This window comes from Geminicoccus harenae, assembly GCF_019800005.1.
Taxonomy (GTDB): Bacteria; Pseudomonadota; Alphaproteobacteria; order Geminicoccales; family Geminicoccaceae; genus Geminicoccus; species Geminicoccus harenae.
This window is the reverse complement of sequence record NZ_JABGCL010000002.1, coordinates 257682-273207: the sequence shown is the minus strand read 5'-3', so window position 1 is coordinate 273207 and position 15526 is coordinate 257682. Positions and strand designations below refer to the sequence as shown.

17 protein-coding genes are annotated in these 15526 nt (G+C 72.7%); 5 read left to right on the top strand and 12 right to left on the bottom strand.

The annotated features are described in order from the left end of the window. Window positions 1–19: 19 nt before the first annotated feature. The gene (locus HLA95_RS02660) at window positions 20–1129 is read left to right on the top strand and encodes a cobalt-precorrin-5B (C(1))-methyltransferase (protein ID WP_222182298.1); all 1110 of its coding nucleotides are present in this window, start codon (window positions 20–22) and stop codon (window positions 1127–1129) included. Beyond that, window positions 1108–1851: a cobalt-precorrin-6A reductase gene (locus tag HLA95_RS02655; protein ID WP_222182296.1), complete on the top strand. Its 744-nt coding sequence runs from the start codon at window positions 1108–1110 to the stop codon at window positions 1849–1851. The genes HLA95_RS02660 and HLA95_RS02655 overlap by 22 nt, the downstream gene beginning before the upstream one ends. A 125-nt stretch (window positions 1852–1976) precedes the next feature. On the opposite strand, the gene HLA95_RS02650 is transcribed toward HLA95_RS02655, so the two are convergent. Next, entirely contained in the window at window positions 1977–2144 is a 168-nt protein-coding gene (locus tag HLA95_RS02650; protein ID WP_191061480.1) for a helix-turn-helix domain-containing protein, read from the bottom strand. A 328-nt stretch (window positions 2145–2472) separates the two neighbouring features. Here HLA95_RS02650 and HLA95_RS02645 point away from each other — a divergent pair, with 328 nt between their 5' ends. Continuing rightward, on the top strand, window positions 2473–2694 hold the full coding sequence (locus HLA95_RS02645) for a hypothetical protein (protein WP_222182294.1): 222 nt from the start codon (window positions 2473–2475) through the stop codon (window positions 2692–2694). A 340-nt stretch (window positions 2695–3034) separates the two neighbouring features. Here the strand turns inward: HLA95_RS02645 and cobM are convergent, their stop codons facing one another. Genes cobM through HLA95_RS02615 form a run of 6 tightly spaced genes read right to left on the bottom strand, consistent with a single transcriptional unit; the run spans window position 3035 to window position 9145 of the window. Further along, a complete protein-coding gene (cobM, locus tag HLA95_RS02640) occupies window positions 3035–3805 on the bottom strand; it encodes a precorrin-4 C(11)-methyltransferase (RefSeq protein ID WP_191061481.1) in 771 nt (256 codons plus the stop codon). Then, a complete protein-coding gene (gene cobJ, locus HLA95_RS02635) occupies window positions 3802–5592 on the bottom strand; it encodes a precorrin-3B C(17)-methyltransferase (protein WP_222182293.1) in 1791 nt (596 codons plus the stop codon). Before cobJ ends, cobM begins: the two co-directional genes overlap by 4 nt. After that, the gene (cobI, locus tag HLA95_RS02630; protein WP_222182292.1) at window positions 5589–6287 is read right to left on the bottom strand and encodes a precorrin-2 C(20)-methyltransferase; all 699 of its coding nucleotides are present in this window, start codon (window positions 6285–6287) and stop codon (window positions 5589–5591) included. The genes cobJ and cobI overlap by 4 nt, the downstream gene beginning before the upstream one ends. Next, entirely contained in the window at window positions 6284–7489 is a 1206-nt protein-coding gene (gene cbiE, locus HLA95_RS02625; RefSeq protein WP_222182291.1) for a precorrin-6y C5,15-methyltransferase (decarboxylating) subunit CbiE, read from the bottom strand. Before cbiE ends, cobI begins: the two co-directional genes overlap by 4 nt. After that, entirely contained in the window at window positions 7486–8112 is a 627-nt protein-coding gene (locus HLA95_RS02620; RefSeq protein WP_222182290.1) for a precorrin-8X methylmutase, read from the bottom strand. The genes cbiE and HLA95_RS02620 overlap by 4 nt, the downstream gene beginning before the upstream one ends. A gap of 10 nt (window positions 8113–8122) precedes the next feature. Beyond that, on the bottom strand, window positions 8123–9145 hold the full coding sequence (locus tag HLA95_RS02615; protein WP_191062348.1) for a sirohydrochlorin chelatase: 1023 nt from the start codon (window positions 9143–9145) through the stop codon (window positions 8123–8125). A 158-nt stretch (window positions 9146–9303) separates the two neighbouring features. Between HLA95_RS02615 and cbiB the strand changes: the two genes are divergently transcribed. Further along, window positions 9304–10341 carry an adenosylcobinamide-phosphate synthase CbiB gene (gene cbiB, locus HLA95_RS02610; protein ID WP_255591345.1) on the top strand — a complete coding sequence of 346 codons (1038 nt, stop codon included), beginning with the start codon at window positions 9304–9306 and terminating at the stop codon, window positions 10339–10341. Window positions 10342–10349: 8 nt separating this feature from the next. On the opposite strand, the gene HLA95_RS02605 is transcribed toward cbiB, so the two are convergent. From HLA95_RS02605 to otnI, 4 genes are all read right to left on the bottom strand, one after another. Further along, window positions 10350–10736: a hypothetical protein gene (locus HLA95_RS02605; protein WP_222182288.1), complete on the bottom strand. Its 387-nt coding sequence runs from the start codon at window positions 10734–10736 to the stop codon at window positions 10350–10352. 78 nt (window positions 10737–10814) lie between these two features. Next, window positions 10815–12284 carry a cobyric acid synthase gene (locus tag HLA95_RS02600; protein WP_191061421.1) on the bottom strand — a complete coding sequence of 490 codons (1470 nt, stop codon included), beginning with the start codon at window positions 12282–12284 and terminating at the stop codon, window positions 10815–10817. Between the two features lie 29 nt (window positions 12285–12313). Next, a complete protein-coding gene (cobO, locus tag HLA95_RS02595; RefSeq protein WP_191061420.1) occupies window positions 12314–12928 on the bottom strand; it encodes a cob(I)yrinic acid a,c-diamide adenosyltransferase in 615 nt (204 codons plus the stop codon). Continuing rightward, entirely contained in the window at window positions 12925–13719 is a 795-nt protein-coding gene (gene otnI, locus HLA95_RS02590) for a 2-oxo-tetronate isomerase (RefSeq protein ID WP_191061419.1), read from the bottom strand. Before otnI ends, cobO begins: the two co-directional genes overlap by 4 nt. A 76-nt stretch (window positions 13720–13795) precedes the next feature. On the opposite strand from otnI, the gene HLA95_RS02585 reads away from it, so the two are divergent. After that, the gene (locus HLA95_RS02585) at window positions 13796–14587 is read left to right on the top strand and encodes a DUF6600 domain-containing protein (RefSeq protein WP_222182287.1); all 792 of its coding nucleotides are present in this window, start codon (window positions 13796–13798) and stop codon (window positions 14585–14587) included. 10 nt (window positions 14588–14597) lie between these two features. Here the strand turns inward: HLA95_RS02585 and HLA95_RS02580 are convergent, their stop codons facing one another. After that, the gene (locus HLA95_RS02580) at window positions 14598–15491 is read right to left on the bottom strand and encodes a PfkB family carbohydrate kinase (protein ID WP_222182286.1); all 894 of its coding nucleotides are present in this window, start codon (window positions 15489–15491) and stop codon (window positions 14598–14600) included. Window positions 15492–15526: the final 35 nt, after the last annotated feature.

Below are 15526 nucleotides of genomic sequence, written 5' to 3'. Positions count from 1 at the left end.
CGGGCCAGGATAGCCGGGCATGGCGACGAAACCGAGTGCCGAGGCACCTCCGTCCCCGGCGCTGCGCCGCGGCTGGACCACCGGGACCTGTGCCGCCGGCGCCACCAAGGCCGCGTTCCAGGCGCTGGCCGGCGCCGGCTTCCCCGACCCGGTCGAGATCACCCTGCCGCGCGGCGGCAGCGTCCGGCTGCCGCTCGCCCGCACGGAACTCACCGCCGATCACGCGTTCGCCGCGATCGTGAAGGATGCCGGCGACGACCCGGATGTGACCCATGGCTGCGAAGTCGGCGCCACGGTCGCACCCGCCCCGCCCGGCAGCGGCATCCGCTTCCTCGCCGGCCCAGGCGTGGGCACCGTGACCCTGCCGGGCCTGCCCCTGCCGCCCGGCGAGCCCGCCATCAATCCTGGGCCCCGCGCGATGATCCGCACCGGGTTGGAGGAGGTGGCCGCCGCCACGGGCCAGCCCGCCGACTTGACCGTGACGGTGTCGGTCCCAAATGGTGCCGCCATCGCCGCGAAAACCTGGAACCCGCGGCTCGGCATCCTGGGCGGCCTGTCCATCCTGGGCACCACCGGCATCGTCGTGCCCTATTCCTGCTCCGCCTGGATCCACTCGATCCAGCGCGGCATCGACGTGGCGCGCGCGGCGGGGCTGGGTCACGTGGCCGCCTGCACCGGCTCGACCTCGGAGGCCGCGGTGCGGCGGCGCCATGCGCTCTCGGACCTGGCGCTGCTCGACATGGGCGACTTCGCGGGCGGCACGCTGAAATATCTGCGCCGCCACCCGGTCGCCCGACTGACCGTGGCCGGCGGCTTCGCCAAGCTCACCAAGCTGGCGCAGGGTGCCATGGACCTCCATTCCGCGCGCAACCCGATGCGGCCCGAGGCACTGGCGGACCTGCTGCGGACCGTCGGGGCGCCGGCGCCCCTCGTGGCACTGGCCGCCACCGCCAACACCGCCCTGGAACTGCACCAGGCCGCCGATGCGCTGGGCTTCCCCCTGGCGCAGCACGTGGCCGAGCAGGCGCGCGCAGTGGCGCAGGCGGTGGTGGGCGACGCGGTCGCGGTGGAGGTGCTGGTGTATGACCGAACGGGCAGGGAGGTCGGATGGGCGCCCGGCTGGTCCTGATCCTGGGCGGCACGGCGGAAGCGACCGAACTCGCCCGAGCCCTGGCCGATCGGCCCGGCTGGCGGACCGTGACCTCGCTGGCCGGGCGCACCAGCACGCCGGGGAAAGTGGCGGGCGAGCTGCGCCAGGGCGGCTTTGGCGGGATCGCGGGCCTCACCGCCTGGCTCGCGGCCGAACGGCCGGCAGCGGTGGTGGACGCCACCCACCCGTTCGCGCGCCAGATGCCCTCGCATGCCGCCGAGGCCTGCGCTGCGCTCGGCATCCCGCGCCTGCGTCTCCTGCGCCCCTCCTGGCGACGCGACGCGGAAGACCGCTGGGTGGAGGTCGCCGACGCAACCGAGGCGGTCCGCATCCTGCCGAGCTTCGGCAAGACCGCGCTCCTCACCACCGGCCACGAGGCCGTCCAGCTCTTCCTCCAGCTCCACCAGCGCATGCGGCTGGTCCTGCGCAGCATCGAGCCGATCCCGGACCTGCCGCTCGGGGTGGTGCACGTGCAGGCGCGCCCGCCCTTCACGCTTGAAGCGGAAAGCGCGTTGCTCGCGCGCTACGGCGTGGACGTGCTGGTGAGCAAGGCATCGGGCGGTGCGGCAGGCCACGCCAAGATCCTGGCGGCGCGGGCGCGCGGCATCCCCGTGGTGCTGCTGGCCCGCCCGCCCCAGCCGGACGGGCCGACGGCAACCGACCCGTCCGGTGCACTCCCCTGGCTATGTGGGCTGGCCTGACCCATCGGCCGGGCCGGCCCACGGCAGGGAACGCGCTGGCTCCAGGCTGTGGGCGGCGCCTAGGCTCAGGGCAGCTCCGGCAGGAGCCGGCGGAGAGCCTTGAGGGATCGCCTGCTCTACAGGCGTCAGCCTCTCAGGCCTCCCGACTTTGGCCGAGTGCGCAGCCCCTGCGGTCCTTCCGCATGGTAGCGCAGCACCGCATCGCGCAGCACTTTGCGCTCCATCCCGGCCAGCCGGGCAACCTCGGCCCGCGACAGACCACCCGACGCATCGGCGACCGCCAAAAGGCGCATCGCAGCATGGCGATCCGGCTCGTGCCGGGCCAGGCGACGAAGTTCGAGGGCAGACAGATCATCACAGATGGGGCAAGCAGGCATGAGGGGCCTCCTGGCCCATCTCACCATGCTCCGCCCGACGCCACTGCATCCAAGCCACTTCTTCTGAGCTTTGGTATAACTGGCCGGCTCCCGCTGCGCTTGGCGCATGCTGCCACGCCACTTTCCTCCGTCGATGCAAACCATCGATCCTGCGGAGTGATGTCCGCAAAGCGGACAGGGCCGATGGTACGCTCGCACCCGACCCGCTGCCGCGATCGGTTCGCAGACAGCACGGACAACGGGCGTGGGTGGACCTGACCGAGGCTCGGAGGCAGTCAGGAAGACGTTCGGGCGCAAGCGGCGCATCCTGGTGGACGCATCGGGCCTGATCCTCCTGGCACACATCCACGCTGCCAACCTGCGCGGCGCGGTCGGCACATGGCATATGATCGAGGCAGCGCCCATGGCGGCCTTGCCGCGGTTGGAGCTGGTCTGGCCGGCTCGCGCCTGTACCGGCCGTGCGTAAAGTGGCTGGAGAAGGAACGCAGCTGGCGCATGGGAGGCCCGGTTCCACCGCCAGAGCAGGCATGGCGCTATGGACTGGAGGAACGGCTGGCGGGCTGCCACGTCCTCCCGCGGCGCCCCCGGCGGCCTGCCGACCGCCGTGCCTTCGGAAAGCGCATCATCCGCCTGCGGCCGGATGATGGATCATCGAGCGGACCTTCGCCTGGTTCTCCCGTTCCCACCTTCTTGCGCGATACTATGGGCGGCTGCCTGAAGCCGGCATGGCGATGATCCAGGCCGCCATGAGCCGGATCATGCCGCAGCGGATCGCGTGACCATTCAGCGACCTCACCGACAGTCGGTCAGCCTGACCCCGCCGGCTCCGGCCGGAGCACATGCGTGTGGTCCGCCGCGTAGAGACGGCTGTCGGAGAAGTGGCCCGGGTCGAGCACCCGGCCGACCATGATCAGCGCGGTGCGCGTCAGGCCCAGCCCCTTCACCTTGGCACGGATGTCGCCGAGCGTGCCCTGGACGATCTGCTGGTCCGGCCAGGTCGCCCGGTACACCACCGCCACCGGCATGTCCTCGCCCAGCACGGGCACGAGGTCGCGAACCACCCGCGCCAGGTTGTTGATCGAGAGATGGATTGCCAGCGTGGCGCCGGTCCGGGCGAACGAGGCGAGGTCCTCGCCCGCCGGCATCGCCGAGGCCCTGACCGTGGTTCGGGTCAGCACGATCGACTGCGCGACATCCGGCAGGGTCAGCTCCGTGCCGAGCTCCGCCGCGGCCGCGGCAAACGCCGGCACGCCCGGCGTGATCGTGTAGGGGATGCCGAGCGCTGCGAGGCGGCGGATCTGCTCCGCCGTGGCGCCATAGATGGAGGGGTCGCCGGAATGGACCCGGGCGACGTCCTGGCCCCGGCCGTGCGCCCGCTCGATCAGCGCCATGATCTGGTCGAGATGCAAGGGTGCGGTGTCCACCACCTCCGCATCGGCGGGAGCTGCCTCGACGATGGCGCGCGGCACCAGCGAGCCGGCATAGAGGCAGACCGGGCAGCGCCGGATCAGCTCCAAGCCGCGCACGGTGATGAGGTCCGCGGCACCGGGCCCGGCGCCGATGAAGTGCACGGTCATGCGGATTTCCGGTGGTAGCCGCGAGGGGTGAGCACCAGCGTACGGCCGGACGGCAGGGTCACGGCGCGGCTGTTGGACGAGCCGACCAGGACCAGGGAAAGCATGTCGACCGCTTCGGGGTCCAGGGCCGCCAGCGTGGTCACCGTCACTTCCTCCTCCGGACGGCCCAGGCTGCGGGCGATCGCCACCGGCGTGTCAGCCGGCCGAGCCTCCAGCAGGATCGCCTGGGCGAGCGGCAGCAGGTCGCGCCGCCGCCGGCTCACCGGGTTGTAGAAGGCGATCACGAAATCGCCCTGGGCGGCGGCCTGCAGGCGGCGCTCGATCTCCGGGCGCGGGGTCAGCAGGTCGGAGAGCGAGATCGCGCAGAAATCATGGCCGAGCGGTGCACCCAGCCTGGCCGCTGCCGCCTGCATGGCGCTGATGCCCGGGCCCACCACCAGCTCGACCCGGGCCCAGGCCGGATCGTCCGGCCGTTCCATGAGTTCCACCAGCGGCGAGGCCATGGCGAAGATGCCGGCATCGCCCGAGCAGACCAGGGCGACGTCGCGCCCTTCCGCAGCCAGTGCCAGGGCATGGCGGCAGCGCGCCTCCTCCTCGCCGAGATCGAAGTCGTGGCGCCGGCAATGGCCGATCCGGTCGGCCACCAGGTCGAGATAGAGCCGGTAGCCGACCACGTCGCTGGCCGAGGCCAGCAGGGCTTCCACCTCCCGGGTCCGCCATGCCGGCTGGCCAGGTCCCACGCCCAGCACGGCCAGCCGGCCGCGCGCCCGACCGACCGCTTCCGGATCGACGGGCAACGGCGCCAGCGCGGCCGCACAGGTCACCCGTGGGCCCGCCTGCTTGGCCATGAGCAGCCGGCCTTCCGGCCCGACTCCGGCCAGCGCCGCACCTTCGGCCACGCCATGGCAGCCGACCTCGCGGAACACCAGCTCGGATGGAGTGGCCAGCCGTGGCGTCTGCTCCCGGAGTTCGGCTGCCGTGAAGAACCTGGCCGGCACGCCGAGATGATCGGCCAGCGCATGGACGGCGGGCTCGTCGGCCTTCAGGTCGATCGAGGCGACGCAGGCCACCGCTTCCGGCGCCAGCCCGGCCCGCGCGAGGCAGGCCGCCACATGGTCGATCAGCAGCCCCGCCGGCGCATTGCGTTCGCAGCCCACCCCCAGCACCAGCCGGCGCGGATGCCAGACCAGTTGCCCCGGCTGCGCCGGGACGGCCTGCTCGGTCAGCCGGATCGTCCAGCGGCTGGCCGGATCCACCGCAACACTCGCCAAGCCCGCAGCCGGCGCCAGCCCCGCCGGGTCGTCCAGCCGCACACCGCCACCTTCCAGCAGATGGGCGGTCAGTGCCTTGGCGGGCGCCGGGTCCGGGCAGGCGAAGCCCGTCGGCGGCTCGTCCAGCGCCAGGCCCAGCCGCAGGTCGCCCGCCGTCGTGATGGCGGGCTGGACGCCCAGCGCGGCGCCGATCTGCCGGGCCAGCCGGTTGGCGCCGCGATGGCCGCCCAGGAGCGGCACCACGCTGGAGCCGTCCTCGGCCACTGCCAGGACCGGCGGCTCTTCGGTCTTGTCGGCCAGGGCTGGTGCCACCGCCCGGATCGCGATGCCGGCAGCACCCAAGAGGACGATCGGCCGGCCCTGGCGGAACAGGCCCAGCAGGTGTTCCGTCGCCCGGGCGAAGCTCGCATCGACCGCCAGCCCGGCCGGGCCATGGATCTCGGCGCCGACGAGTGCTGCCGCGATCTGGCGAGCCAGGGGCAGGCTCCGCCTGCCCAGGACGACGATCGTAGTCATGGCAGCCCGCGCGGGCGGCGGGCCAGGATCAGGGCGAAATAGGGCAGGCGTTCCTCCGTCACCAGATCGAGCGGCCGGACCTGCTCCTCCGTACTGCCCAGCTCGCTCACGACCAGCGCCGATCGGGCCAGCCCGGCATCCGCCAGGAGGCGCCGGATCCGCGGCAGATGGCGGCCGACCTTCAGGATCGCGACGCTGGCGGCACTTTCCATGGCCGCCTGGAGCCGTGCGTCCCCGGCCGTGGCCGCCAGGATCGCCAGGTTCTCGTCCCGCTGGGCCAGGACGTGGCGGCTGCCGGCCGCGGCCGCCGCGATCGAGGTGATGCCGGGCACCACCGTCACCGGCACCTGCTCGCCCAGCCGGTCGAGCAGGGCCACGAACGAGCCGTAGAGAAGAGGGTCACCCTCGCACAGGAAGCCCACGGCCCGGCCATGCCGGATCTCGGTGTGGATGTTGGCCGCCAGCCGGTCATAGACCGGCTTGGCCGCGTCCGGGGCGCAGCGCATCGGCAGGTCCGCCGACAGCTCCCGCGTGCTGGCCGGGATCATGGCCTGCGCAATCCGCCGGGCCCGGCTCGGCCGGCCGTCCGCGCCGACATGGGCCAGGACCGGCAGCGTGCCGATCAGCCGTGCCGCCTTCAGCGTCACCAGTTCCGGATCGCCCGGGCCGACCCCGATGCCGAACAGGCTGGTCACGGCCTGGTCCAGGCCCATTGGGTGACCGGTGCCAGGGCGCGCCAGGCGAGCGTGCCGCCGACCGGCTCCGCCCGGCTCACCGCGATCCGGGCGAGCTCGCCGCCATGGCGGGAAGCTGCCGCCAGCAGCGCTGCCTCGCCCTCCAGGGTGACGGCGTTCGCCACCAGCCGGCCGCCCGGCCGCAGCCGCTCGACCAGGGTCTCGATCAGGCCGGGCGTGCCGGTGCCACCACCCAGGAAGATCGCGTCGGGGTCGGGCAGTCCGTCCAGGGCCGAGGGCGCGCTGCCCTGCACCAGGGCCAGCTCCGGCGTCCCCAGCCGCAGGGCATTGGCGCGGATGCGCTCGAGCCTGGCCGGGTCCCGCTCGATCGCGACGGCCCTGGTGCCGGGCTGGGCGCGCAGCCACTCGATGGCGATGGCGCCGCTGCCGGCACCAACATCCCAGAGCCGCTCGCGCGGGCAGGGTGCCAGCCTGGCCAGCGTCGCCGCACGCACCTCGCGCTTGGTGAGCTGGCCGTCATGGCAGAACGCATCGTCCGGCAGCCCCGGCACCAGCGGGCGGACCGGACCCTCGGGTGCAGACACTTCCAGCCCGACCACCACCAGATCGCGGAAGCTATGCTGCGCCACCTCGGCTGCCGGCAGGTCGAGTACCCGCTCGTCCGGCCCGCCCAGATGCTCCAGCACGCGGAGCCGGGCGCTGCGGAAGCCATGCTCGGCCAGCAGTGCTGCGATCCTCCCCGGGCAGTGCCGGCCGGCACACAGGATCACCAGGCGCCGGCCCGGCTGCAGCCAGCGCACCAGCCGTTCCAGCGGCCGGCCATGGATGGTGACGACCTCCGCCTCGGCGAGCGACCAGCGCAGCCGGGCGCAGGCGAGCTGCATGGACGCCACCTGCGGCACGACCCGGATCGCGTCCTCGCCGAACCGCGCCACCAGCCGGCGGGCCACCCCGAACCACAAGGGATCGCCCGAGGCCAGCACCACCACGCGGTGCCGCCGGAGGCTCGCCAGATGCTCGATCGACGGGTCGAGCGGCACCTGCCAGGGCATGCGCGGCCGCGGGTCGTCGCCCAGCATGGCGAGATGACGGTCGCCACCGATGAACAGCTGGGCCCAGCCGAGTGCCGCGCGGGCCTCGGCGCAGAGCGCCGCCGGGCCGTCCTCGCCGATCCCGACGACATACAGCCAGGGCTCGCTCATGCCGCCTCCACCAGGCAGGCATTGAGTGCGGCTGCCGCCATGGCGCTGCCGCCGCGGCGGCCCAGCACGGTCACGTACGGGATGCCGAGTTCCGCCTCCACCAGCGCCTGCTTGCTCTCGGCCGCACCGACGAAGCCCACGGGCGTGGCGATGATCGCGGCCGGCCGGCCGGCACCGGTACGGAGTTCGTCGAGCAGCTGGAACAGGGCGGTCGGCGCATTGCCGATCACCACCACGGCACCGCGGAGCCGCTGGCACCAGCCCGTGACCAGCCGGGCCGAACGGGTGGTGCCGGCCGCCCGCGCCAGATCGGCCAGCCTCGGATCCTCCAGCCCGCAGTGGATCTCGACGCCGTCCGGCAGGTGGCGGGCCAGGATCCCGGCCGCGACCATGCGCGCATCCACCAGCACCGGGGCCCGCTTCGCCAGCGCCGCCCGCACGGCCGCCGCTGGGTCGCCCCCGCTGCGCAGGTCGGCCACCAGGTCGGTCATGCCGCAGGCATGGATCATCCGCACCGCCAGCGGCCGGACGGGCTCGGGCAGCCGGTCGAGGGCGGCCTCGGCGCGGATGGTCGCGAACGAGCGGCGGTAGATCTCCGCCGGGTCCTTCAGCCAGTCGCTCATCCCTTCAGGCTCATCCGCGCCGGCGCGTCCCGCCGTCCTTCAGCACCACGACCTTGTCCGGTTCCGGCGCGTCGTGATGGTGGTGATGATGCCCATGGCCGTGATGATGCCCGTGCCCGTGTCCGTGATGATGGTGATGGTGGCCGTGGCGGTCGGCGTCGGTGCCGATGCCCTCGACATGGTGATGATGGCTTTCCTGCGGCGCGCCCTGGTCGTGCTCGAAGCCCAGGATCTGGGTGCGATACTTGCAGAGCTGGCAGTTCATGGCGGTATCGCCCGTGGCGATGCCCTCGATCCGCTCGACGAAGGTCTCGATCACCAGCGGATGGTCGTTCAGGTAGCCGGCCTCGACCAGCTCGATCTCCGGATGCTCGGCGGCCACCGCGCGCGCCTGCTCGTAGATCCGCTGCACCAGCACGCCGGTGAACAGGAAATAGGGGAACAGCACCACCCGGCGGTAGCCCAGGCGGATCGCGCGGCGCAGCGCCTCGTCGGTGCGGGGGTGAGCCACGCCGGAATAGCCGGTCTCGGCATGGCCGAAGCCCATGCCCTCCCACAGCATCCGGGTGACCTTGGCGACGTTGCCGTTGGCGTCGCTGTCCGAGGTGCCCCGGCCCACCACCAGCAGCAGGGTCTCGGCGCGGGTGATCTCGTCCGAGGCGAGGTCCAGCGCCGCCTCGATCCGCTGCGCAGCGGCCTGCAGCAGCTTGCCGTCGATGGCGAGGTCGCGGGCCATGCGCACGCGCACCTCGGGATTCTCCGCCGCCCAGGTGTTCAGCACCGACGGTACGTCGTTCTTCACGTGGCCGGCCGCGAACAGCATGGCCGGCATCGCCAGGATCTCCGTGACCCCCTTGTCGCGCAGCCGGTCCAGGCCGTCGCGGATTACCGGCCGGGCGAACTCCAGATAGCCGGCCTCCACCGGCCGGTCGGCATAATGGCGCCGCAGGTGGGCGACCAGCGCCGCGAACTCGTGGGTCGCCTCGACGTCGCGCGACCCGTGCCCGCAGATCATCACACCGATCCTGCTCATCGCGCCCCCGTCCACGCCGCTGGCACCTGCAGGCACGACCACCCCGATCGCGCTTGCGCTGTCGAATGTCGGCGGTGGATAGCAGTGTCACCGCCGGCTCGCCACAGCGGAGCCGCCGCCTCCTGCATCCCGCCCACGCATCCGGGAAACGCCGCAGCTTGCTCGTCGAAGCGCCCGCCCACCTCCTGGCCTGGCTGATCCTGGCTCTCGTCCTGGACGGGCTGGTCGGCGATCCGCCCTGGCTGTGGCGGCGACTGCCGCATCCGGTGGTGATGATCGGCCGGCTCGTCACGGCGCTGGAGCACGCCCTCCTGGACGCGCCCCCGGACGGGCAGGCCCCCACCGAGCGGTTGGCAGACGAGCGGGCAGCGGACGCGTCCAGGCGCCGCCGGGGCGTCCTCCTGGTGCTGCTGGTGCTCGGCGTGGCGGTGGCCACGGGAGCCGCGCTCCAGGCGCTGGCCGGGCAGCTGCCGGGTGGCTGGCTCATGGAGGCGGTGGCCGCCGCGACCCTGCTCGCCCAGCGCTCCCTGTCCGACCACGTCCTGGCGGTGGCTGGAGGCATGGACGAGGGAATCGAGGCCGCTAGGCGCAAGGTCGCGATGATCGTCGGGCGCGATCCGGACCGGCTGGACCAGCCGGCCGTCGGGCGCGCTGCGATCGAATCCGCGGCGGAGAACTTCAGCGACGGCCTGGTGGCCCCGCTGGTCTGGGCGCTGCTGCTGGGCATGCCGGGTCTCGTCGCCTACAAGGCGGTCAACACCATGGACAGCATGATCGGCCATAAGAGCCCGCGCTACCGCCAGTTCGGCTGGGCGGCGGCGCGGCTGGACGATCTGGTCAACCTGCCGGCCTCGCGTCTTGCCGCCCTGCTGGCGATTCTGGCCGCCTGCGTCCTGCCGGGCGCCAGCCCCGCCCGGGCGTGGCGGACCGTGCGCCGCGACGCCAGGTGGCACCGCTCGCCCAACGCCGGCTGGCCGGAGGCGGCATTCGCCGGGGCACTCGGCGTCGCCTTGTGCGGGCCGCGCAGCTATGGCGGGGTTCCTTCGGTGGCGCACTGGATCGGCGACGGCCGGCGCGATGTCACGGCTGGCGACGTGCGCCGCGCCATCCGCCTGCTCTGGCTCGCCTGGCTGATCGCGCTCGGCCTCCTCCTGCTCGGGTTCCTGGCGCTCGCAGCGGGTGGCGGCACGGGGTGAGGCGGGCCTCAGCGAGGTCCGCCCCAGTGGTCCGGCCAGAACTCGTCCTCGTCCGAGGGCCTCGCGTGGGCGCTGGCGAAGACCTGCGCCGTGGCACCGGCGCGGGCGCGGGCCGGCTCGGCCGGGGTGGCGAGCCAGCCGAGCGGCGCCTGGCCACGCTCGTCCTGGAGCAGGCAGAGCCGCAGGCCAGCCACGGGTCCAGCGAGGTCGTCCTGCAGCCCGGCGCGGATCTGGTCGGTCAGCCTGTCGCGCAGCGCCTGGTCACCCAGCAGGGATGCGGCCCATTCGCCTTGGGCGGCGATCGGCCGGCCGCGCAGGTCCAGCAGGATCGCGGGCATGCCGTGATGGCGCATCAGGGCCGCGAGCCGGCGGCGGTCGAGCGACGGGTCGGGCAAGGAAGCGAACTCCGATGGTGGGCCTGCCTCCCTTATGCGCCCCCATCGCTTAACGATCCGTGAACGGGACCGGGCGGATCAGCGCCCCTGGAACGGAGCAACCAGAGCGGCTGCCGCCAGCAGCCGGTCGAGCGGGACGCAGGCCGCCAGGTGGTCGGCCAGTTCGTCCAGCGCCTGCTCGGTGCGCTGGGCATGGGCCACGGACGCGCGCAGCGCTGGGGCCAGGCGCCTGAGATAGCGGGCGCGCCACCCGTCATTGGCGAGCAGGCCGTGCAGGTAGCAGCCGGCGACCCGCCCGTCCGCCGAGACCGCCCCATCGGGGCGGCCCTCGATCCGGACCAGCGGGCGGGCGAGGCTTGGCCCCACGGTGCGACCCAGATGGATCTCGTAGCCGGTGAGCGCCAAGCCGCTGTCGGCATCGATCGCCGCTACCTCGCGCACGGTCTTGGTCCGGTCGAATACGGTATGGACATCGAGCAGGCCCAGGCCCGGCACGGTCTGCGGTGGCCCCTCGATCCCCAGCGGGTCGGCCACGGTATGGCCGAGCATCTGGAAGCCGCCGCAGATCCCCAGCACGTGTCCGCCGCGGCGGACATGGGCCAGGATGTCGATGTCCCAGCCCTGCTGGCGCAGGAAGGTGAGGTCGGCGATCGTCGCCTTGGAGCCCGGCAGGAGCACGAGGTCAGCCTCTGCCTCGATAGGCCGGCCGGGCGGCACGATCACCAGGCGCACGTCCGGCTCCTGGGCCAAAGGATCGAGATCGTCCAGGTTGGCCAAGCGCGGCAGGCTCGGCACGGCCACGACCAGCGGCGCATCCGGCCGCGCGCGCGCCAGCTCGGCCAAGCCCAGCATGTCCTCCTTGGGCAGGTCCCGCGCCGCCTCGCACCAGGTCACCGTGCCCAGGCTGGCCAGGCCGGTGCGGGCGGCCAGCACCGGATGGGCGCTGGCGAACAAAGCGGGATCGCCGCGGAACTTGTTGACCAGGTAGCCCCGAACCAGCGCCCGCTCCTCGGGCTCCAGCAGCTCCCAGGTGCCGACCAGCTGGGCGATCACGCCGCCGCGCTCGATGTCGCCCACCAGCACCACCGGCACGCCCGCCCGGGTTGCGAACCCCATGTTGGCGATATCGCCGTGGCGCAAATTGACCTCGGCCGGGCTGCCGGCCCCCTCGACCAGGACCAGATCGGCTTCTCCTGCCAGCTTGTGGAAGCTCTCCAGCACCCTGGGCAGAAGCTGCGGCTTCATCCGGTAATAGTCGCGCGCACCCACCGCGCCCGCGACCTCGCCCTGGACCACGAGCTGGCTGCCGCTGTCGGTCTGCGGCTTGAGCAGCACCGGGTTCATGTGCACCGACGGCTTCACGCCGCAGGCCTGCGCCTGGAGCGCCTGGGCGCGGCCGATCTCGCCGCCATCCGCGGCCGGGGCCGCGTTGTTGCTCATGTTCTGCGGCTTGAACGGCCGCACCCGCAGCCCCTGGCGGGTGAACGCCCGGCACAGGCCCGCCACCAGCAGCGACTTGCCGGCATTGGAGCAGGTGCCCTGGATCATCAGCGCCCGGGCGCCGGGTCCGGCCAAGCTCAGAACTCGATCCCGGGCTGGGCCTTGATGCCGGCGCGGAACGGGTGCTTGACCAGCTGCATCTCGGTGACGAGGTCGGCCGCCTCGATCAGCTCCGGCCGGGCATTGCGGCCGGTGATGATGACATGGAGGTCCGGCCGCTTGTCGCGCAGCACGTCCAGCACCTCCTCGATCGGCAGGTAGTCGTAGCGCAGCGCGATGTTCAGCTCGTCCATGACCACCATCCGGACCTCGGGGTCGGTCATCATCTCCCTGGCCGCCTCGAAGGCCTGGCGGGCCAGCGCCATGTCCTTCTGCCGGTCCTGGGTTTCCCAGGTGAAACCCTCGCCATGGGCGACGAAGCGCAACTGGTCCGGGAACTTGTCGAAGATCACGCGCTCACCGATCTCGCGCGCGCCCTTCACGAACTGGACGATCCCGACCCGGTAGCCGTGGCCCAATGCCCGCAGCACCATGCCCCAGGCTGCCGTCGACTTGCCCTTGCCGGTGCCGGTATGGACCACGATCAGGCCCTTCTCCCCGGTCTTGGACGCATAGAGCGCGTCCTTGGCGGCCTTGATCTTCGCCTTCTTCAGGGCGTGGTCGCGGTCCTCGTCCCCGTTCGTGTCGCTCATGCGCCAGTCCCCCTGATGCCATAAGGAGCGGCCCAGCCGAGCCCGTCCTCGGTGCGCCCGCGCGGCCGGTATTCGCAGCCCACCCAGCCGGCATAGCCCAGCCGGTCCAGCAGGGCGAACAGATGCGGGAAGTTGACCTCGCACTCGTGCGGCTCATGCCGGTCCGGCACGCCCGCCACCTGGACATGGCCCACCTGGTCGATCTGCGCTTCCAGCCGCCGGGTGAGGTCGCCCTCCATGATCTGGCAGTGGTAGAAATCCATCTGCACCTTGGCGTTCTCGGCACCCGAGCGCTCGATCAGCCGGCGGGCCTGGTCCTGGTAGGAGAGGAAATAGCCCGGCATGTCGCGCTGGTTGATCGGCTCGATCACCACGGTGATGCCCAGCGGCGCACAGGCCTTCGCGACCTCGGCCAGGTTCGCCGCGAATGTCGCCTCCTGTTGCTCGCGCGGCAGGTCGGCGGGTGGGATCCCGGCCATCAGGTGCAGGGTCGGGCAGCGCAGCGCCTCGGCATAGCGCAGCGCCTTCTCCACCCCTGCCATCAGCTCCTTCTCCCGCCCGGGCAGGCAGGCCATGCCGCGCTCTCCTGCCGCCCAGTCGCCGGGCGGCAGGTTGAACAGCGCCTGGGACAGGCCGGCACCGTCCAGGGCGCCGGCGACCTCGTCCACCGGGAAGTCGTAGGGGAACAGGAACTCCACGCCCTCGAAGCCGCAGGCGGACGCGGCGGCGAACCGGTCGAGAAAGGCATGCTCGTTGAACATCATGCTGAGGTTCGCGGCAAAGCGCGGCATCTTATGGCCTCCTGGTCCGGCTCGCTGGTTCCCCGTGAGCTAGCCTTGGGAGACCTGCGTGCCAAGATGACGTCACATGCGACGCCGCCTGTTCCTCTCCATGCTGCTTCCGGCACCAGCCCTGGCCCAGGACCTGCGCCAGGCGCTGGCCCGGCAGTTCCGGGACCAGCTTCAGCCGTTCGGGACCTGGGACGAGCTGCCGGACCTCGGCCCGGCCTGGCGGCCGGAGGGAGTGCCGGACGGCTGGCGGCCCTTCTCGAGAGGGCAGTGGCGCTGGGCGCGGGAGGCCGGCTGGTACTGGCAAGGCGACCTGCCGTTCTCGGATCTGGCCGAGCACCGCGGTCGCTGGCGCCTAGCGGCGGGGAGCTGGTGGTGGCTGCCGGGCAGCCGCTTCGACCCGGCGCCGGTGGCCTGGGCGGCAGCCGGACCCGGCCGTATCGCCTGGGCGCCCCTGCCGTCTGCGGATGGAACGGCGACCGGCTGGTCGGTCGTACCGCTGGCAGAGCTGACCCTGGTGCCGGTGCCGGCCCGCCCGCTGCCGGACACGGACGGCCTGCGCCGACGCGCCCCACCCGATCCCGCCGAGATCGAAGCCGCGGGCGGCAGGGTGCGGGAGCCCGTGCCGCTAGCGAGCCTCGCTGCCGCGGAGGACGTGCACGCCTGGTACGCCACGGACAGCCGCTCGGTACGCGGGATCGGCACGCCCGCCTTCCGCCCGTCGCCGCCCGGCCCGACGCCGGCACCCAGCGGCCCCGCCGGCGAGGATGACGCCTGGCAGGCATTCGAGCGCCAGCGCCGCCTGGACCTGCTGGATGCCGAGCGCCGCCGGGAGCTGGACCGGGAGCGCGACCGCGACCGGCTGCGCTGAAGCCTGAAAGTCAGTGCCTGGCCAGGAACGCCTCGACCTCGGCCAGGGTCGGTGCGCCGGGGCCGCCGCCCTTGCGGGTGCACTTCACCGCGGCGGCCGCCGAGCCCAGGCGCAGCGAGGCCTCGATCCCCATGCCCTGCGCCAGCCCGTAGGCGAAGCCGCCATGGAACACGTCACCGGCACCCAGCGTATCCACCACCTCCACCTGGAACGCCGGCATCCGGCGCAGCTTCCCGTCCTCCAGCCAGGCCACGCCCTGCTCGCCCAGCGTGACCCCGACCCAGCCGCCATGGCGCTCCGCCACCTGGCGCAGGCCGGCTTCCGGATCCTCGATCCCGGTCAGGCTGCGCAGCCCCTGCCGGCTGAAGGCGACATGGCTGGCGAGATCCAGGATCTCCCGGCTGCCGGTCTTGGGGTTCACGTCGAAGTCGACCACGCCCGGAACGCCGTGCTCCCGCGCGGCCTTCAGCGCCGGGGCGGCCGCCGCCGGGTAGATCGTGTCGGCCAGCACCGCCTTGAAACGTTCCATGGACGGCATATGCCCCGGCGGCTCGGCATGGAGGCGCTGGTCGGTATAGTTGACGATCTGCCGCTCGCCCCTGGGGTCGACGGCCACCGCGGAAAAGGACGAGACGCCGCCCGGCAGCCGCTCCACGGCGGAAACGTCCAGCCCGGCCGCGCTGAAGCCCTCCAGCAGCGCCGTGCCGACCCGGTCGTCGCCGACCCGGGACAGCAGCGCTGCCTCGCCACCCAGGCGCACCGCCGCGAGCCCACCGATTGCGGCCGGGCCGCCGATCGCCTCGCTCATGCCGTGGCCCAGCATCTTCTCGCCGCCGCTCGGCAGCTCGTCCACCTGGAAGATCACGTCGAGCACCAGCACGCCGACGCACAGGATCGCGGTCATTCAGTCAGCCCCACCCATGGATTGATTGTTCGTTG